Here is a 2,851-nt window from a genome sequence, read left to right as displayed (position 1 = left end):
TTATTGATCTTGCAAATATCCACTCCTGTTCGTTTATAGCTACCCAAGATCTTGGAAAATGCTATGATGATGGAAGTTTTGAAGTCCTGGGCAGATTCGATCACAGCGATATCAGGGGGTGTAATTTATTGGTGCAGTGATCAGATTTGAGATGTGGGATATGGGATATGAGATATGAGATATGAGATTATGGCTGCTTCATTTAATATGAAGCAGCCATAAAACTTATTACTTATTACTTATTACTAATAACGTACAACTTACTAAGCTCCCAACGTCCAGCCCTTACGGTACTCGCGTTTAACGAACTGATTTGCTTCATCAAAGTTGGTAATTTTCATATTTGGGCCGTCCCAAAGTAGCTTTTTATATCTTCCCGGGTAGGTGAAACCATTCCCTGAAGCATTTGCTTTACGGACATCAAAACCGCGGATTGCTAAATTACCCATCAGCAGGGCTTCGGTCAGAGGGCCTGCAATAGAAAAATCAGAACTTACCTCCTGCTTTCCATATCCGGCAATTGCCGCATCAACCCATTGGGTATAATGTCCTGCCTCTTGTCCGGGAACCCGGGCAAGTGTTGCCGGGACATTGATCTCTGCATTACGCGATGCCGGTAAAAGTCTTGGATTCTTGCCGTAGGTATCACAAAGCATTTTACCTTTTGTACCGATAAATAATACTCCATTACCACCATCTCCAAATATCTCATCAGGACCCAGCTCTTGCGGACGGGCAGGTTGAATTCCGCCATCCATCCAATGCATTTTAACCTCAGCATTATTTTGTTTAGCCGAATTAAAAGTCATGATTACATGAGAAGATGGAGGGCAGCTTTCAGGGAAGTATCCCCGTTTAAACTGATCCACATACACACTTCCCACACTGCATTCCACATCAGTAGGATATTTCAGACCTAAAACCCGGAATGGTGCATCAACCAGATGACAACCCATATCTCCTAATGCCCCTGTACCATATTCCCACCATCCACGCCAGTTAAAAGGAACCAGTTTATCAACATAATCTGTCTGAGGAGCAGTACCAAGCCAAAGATCCCAGTTAAGTTCTTTTGGAATATCACTTTTTGTTGCAGGCCATGCAATACCCTGTGGCCAAACAGGCCTGTCAGTCCAGCAATATACTGTATGCACGTCACCGATCACTCCGGCATTATACCATTCTATTAATTTACGTGTACCGTCACTGGATGCACCCTGATTACCCATCTGAGTGACTACTTTATAACGTACAGCAGCTTCAGTAAGAATCCTTGCTTCATATATATCATGAGTAAGAGGTTTCTGAACATACACATGTTTCTTCAACTGCATCGCAGCTAGCGTGGTAATTGCGTGATTATGATCGGGAGTTGAAACCGAAACCGCATCGAAATGTTTTGATTCCTTATCAAACATCTCGCGCCAGTCTTTATAGTATTTTGCCTTCGGGAAATTTTTAACAGATCCTGCAGCCCTGCGGTCATCCACATCACATAAAAATCCGATATCTGCTTTACCTCCACTCGCAAAACCGGTAAGGTCGCTCGCGCCTTTACCACCGGCACCTACTCCTGCAATAATCAGGCGATCGCTAGGTGCAATAAAACCCTTACCACCTAAAACATGGCGGGGTACAATCATAAATCCTGCCGCAGCTAAAGCGGTAGTTTTAACGAAATCCCTTCTGGAACTACCAGACTTTTTTTCTTTGTTCATAAATATAGTTCAGATTATTAATGATCATTGTTCCTTTTATGCCCAGGCGCGATCGCCTTTTTTATAGGGCAGATTTCCATTATAGCTACCCGGTGTTTCAACATACTTCAGGGCCTTTGTTGCTCCTACTTCAGATGTAAAAAAGCCTAGCAGGGTTAATTCCTTCATCATTCTGAAATAATGAGATGGGTCCTCTGCCGACTTCTTTTCAGTGTAGGCCTTTTGTTCTGTATCCAGAGTACTAAGGTATGCAGTACGTTCCTCCGGACTGCAGTCCATGAAGTTTTTTCCGGTTTTATCCTTACATCCTTTATCCAGACTCTGTATCCCTGCTTTAAAAATTTCCTGATCGGCCTTAGTATAACAATCCTTAACCATCACATTCATAAATTCACCTACCTTAGCTTCTTTAGCTCCGGGAGTGTTCGTTTTAGGCAGTATAGTCTCGGCTATTTCATTAAGGAGGTCAGTGGTCGACTTATCAAAAAAATCTGAGGCCTGCTGAGTGCTTGAATTACATCCGTATTCAAGAAAAATACTTGAACCGATAATAGTTCCTCCCAAAATCCAGCTAACTTTCTGTATTGCTTCTCTTCTGTTCATAATTTCCCGTGTTAAATGTTCCCCTTTTTCAGTTCACTTATTGCATGATCAACAGCACGTGCTGTTAGCGCCATATAAGTCAATGATGGATTCTGGCATGCAGCCGAAGTCATTGCAGCTCCATCGGTAACAAATACATTTGGAGCATCCCAAACCTGATTAAATTTATTCAGCACTGATGTTTTCGGGTCCAGTCCCATACGGGCAGTACCCATTTCATGGATTCCCTGTCCCAGGGCATAACCGGTGTCAAATGTCTTAACATCCCTGAGGCCTGCATTTTCGAGCATTTCCTTTGCATCTTCCATCATATCCTTTCTCATTTTCAGCTCATTCTCTTTGATCTCGGCATTAATTGCCAAAACATTCAAACCCCATTTATCTTTTTTGGTTTTGTCGAGAGTGACTTTATTTTCATGATAAGGAAGTGTCTCCCCAAAAGCAGTGATACCCATTGTCCATGCTCCCGGTTCGCATAAAGCATCTTTAAAATCAGCTCCAATATTCATTTCGGCAATATTGCGGCCCCA

Annotated in this window: 3 protein-coding genes and 1 pseudogene; 1 reads left to right on the top strand and 3 read right to left on the bottom strand. The window is 42.6% G+C overall.

The window, feature by feature from the left end:
- Positions 1 to 140 (top strand): annotated as a pseudogene (locus tag VGE44_RS05935) (acyl transferase); the annotation flags it as partial.
- 123 nt (positions 141 to 263) lie between these two features.
- On the opposite strand, the gene VGE44_RS05930 reads toward VGE44_RS05935, so the two are convergent.
- From VGE44_RS05930 to VGE44_RS05920, 3 genes are all read right to left on the bottom strand, one after another.
- On the bottom strand, positions 264 to 1,718 hold the full coding sequence (locus VGE44_RS05930) for a Gfo/Idh/MocA family oxidoreductase (protein WP_331076911.1): 1,455 nt from the start codon (positions 1,716 to 1,718) through the stop codon (positions 264 to 266).
- A gap of 36 nt (positions 1,719 to 1,754) precedes the next feature.
- A complete protein-coding gene (locus tag VGE44_RS05925) occupies positions 1,755 to 2,321 on the bottom strand; it encodes a gluconate 2-dehydrogenase subunit 3 family protein (protein ID WP_331076909.1) in 567 nt (188 codons plus the stop codon).
- 11 nt (positions 2,322 to 2,332) lie between these two features.
- Positions 2,333 to 2,851, bottom strand: a 519-nt coding sequence (locus VGE44_RS05920) for a GMC family oxidoreductase (protein ID WP_331076907.1), incomplete at its 5' end; no start/stop codon positions are given.

Source organism: Daejeonella sp., assembly GCF_036405355.1.
Taxonomy (GTDB): domain Bacteria; phylum Bacteroidota; class Bacteroidia; order Sphingobacteriales; family Sphingobacteriaceae; genus Daejeonella.
This window is presented reverse-complemented; position numbering and strand designations above follow the sequence as displayed.